We start from the raw sequence: 1813 nt of genomic DNA, 5'->3' as shown, positions 1-1813 counted from the left end.
ATTTACCCCATCATTGTTCCAATCGGTTACACAGACATTGAGCCAGCTTCCTGGGAATTCTTTTTTGTCATTTTTTGTTGAAAATAATGGGATACCAGCTTCAAAACATAGTTCTTCTTTCTTACTTTTCAGACCACGGAAAAAGATGACTGCTGCACTTCTTCTTGCGCGAAAACTATCTGTCATTAAAATATCTAAGACGCCATCTCCGTCCCAATCGACTACATAAGGTACTGCAAGACTACCACCTTCGAGCGCCTGTCCTTGTGTATCCAATAACAGCTCTCTTTTGCCGAATTTAGGCGTCGATTTAGTTCCTATGTTTTCACAGATACGTAAGGCACCTCCTCCTACAATCATATCCTGATCCCCATCATTATCAAAATCACCAAAGTCCACAGACGAGTAATTCCAATACTTCATTCCTTTAGGATCTGTGATCGGAAGTGACTGATTATTTTGTTTGGAGGCTATTAAAGCATCATAGTCTTCTTCTAGGGTGATTCCTGGTAAAAAGCCGTCTTGGCTTCCTCGGAACCATGTAATATAACCAGGGTTATATTGACCTGTTAACAAATCGGTAAAGCCATCGGCATCTAAATCGGTAAAACGAGGTGTAAACGGGAAACAGCACCAGGTATAAATAGACAAGGGCGTCCCCGTACTTTCTCTTAAATCGTTGATGCCATTGGCATAAAAAAAATCATCATTAAATTCAGGAGCATCCTCCGTTCCTTTATTTTGATATACCCTTACGAAATGCCCTGTATTTAGTCCATATTTATACCCACTTCTAAATTCCCCAATAAGTAAGTCCTTTTTTTCATCACCATCCCAATCGTAAACCGCTGGAGCTGCCCACCCCTTACCTTCACCTCTAATGGGTATGGAATCACCCATAATTAATTGGGGTTTCCCTAGTTTAGGAGCGCCTGGAATGTTTGCGTTTATGAGTTCGGGGAAATCGTTGGGACCTAACCCATTTTTAGTTCCACTTTTGGTCGTTGTTTGTGCATAGCTTTGTGAACTCATCACGCTAAGGAATAAGATTGTTATTAAGATTGTTTTGTTTACTTTCATGATTATGTTATTGTCTCATATTTTTCGATTGATAATCGTAATACTTTTTTATGTAAATTCTCACTACATACTCCATGCGCCAGATCGCCCCTTCTCTACAAACATCCACCATCCACTGGATGTTTTATTAACGTTCGGTCGTATTATGATTCTTTTATTTATATTTATATTATTTATTTATTATTTTTTAATTCTTCAACAAACTCAGGGCAGATTTACCATGGACGTACTTTATAAATGATTGTTTTTCAAAATGTTACATACGTCGCTTCGAGTGGATCCCTGCCTATCGAAGCCAGTTCGGTACAAGTTACGCGGGGATGACAGATTCTTTTCATGAGATCCCCGCCTTCGCTGGGATTAGTAGCCGCTATTCTGCGGCAACAGATTTGGGTTCAGTAATAATTCAGATTCAGGGATAGGAAATAAAACGTCTGTATCTAGCCAACTAGGTTTTAGTGGCGCCAATACATCGGCGGCTTCACCTCTTCTTTTTAAATCGAACCAACGGTGTCCGCGTTCTGTAAATAGTTCCACCTGCCGCTCATCGAGAATGGCATCTCGTAATGCTTCTTTAGTGCTAGCTGTGGTGTTTCCAAGACCAGCTCGATTTCTAATGACATTTAAATCGGACTGTGCCTCCGATATTTTACCAAGCTCTGCCCGTGCTTCTGCCCTGATTAGGTATTGCTCTGCCAATCGAAATACAACGGGGTACTCTTCAGAATTAGCC

General features: G+C 40.6%; 2 protein-coding genes. Both read right to left on the bottom strand.

Going from position 1 to position 1813, the window contains the following annotated elements; all coding sequences use genetic code 11:
* The coding region (locus tag Q4Q35_RS07150) for an FG-GAP-like repeat-containing protein (RefSeq protein ID WP_303277273.1) at positions 1–1080 on the bottom strand (1080 nt) is incomplete at its 3' end.
* 360 nt (positions 1081–1440) lie between these two features.
* A partial coding sequence (locus tag Q4Q35_RS07145; protein ID WP_303277272.1) for a RagB/SusD family nutrient uptake outer membrane protein occupies positions 1441–1813 on the bottom strand: 373 nt, incomplete at its 5' end.

It is taken from the genome of Flavivirga aquimarina (assembly GCF_030540835.1).
GTDB lineage: Bacteria > Bacteroidota > Bacteroidia > Flavobacteriales > Flavobacteriaceae > Flavivirga > Flavivirga aquimarina.
Note: the sequence above shows the minus strand (reverse complement) of the source record. Positions and strands in the feature narration are given on the sequence as shown.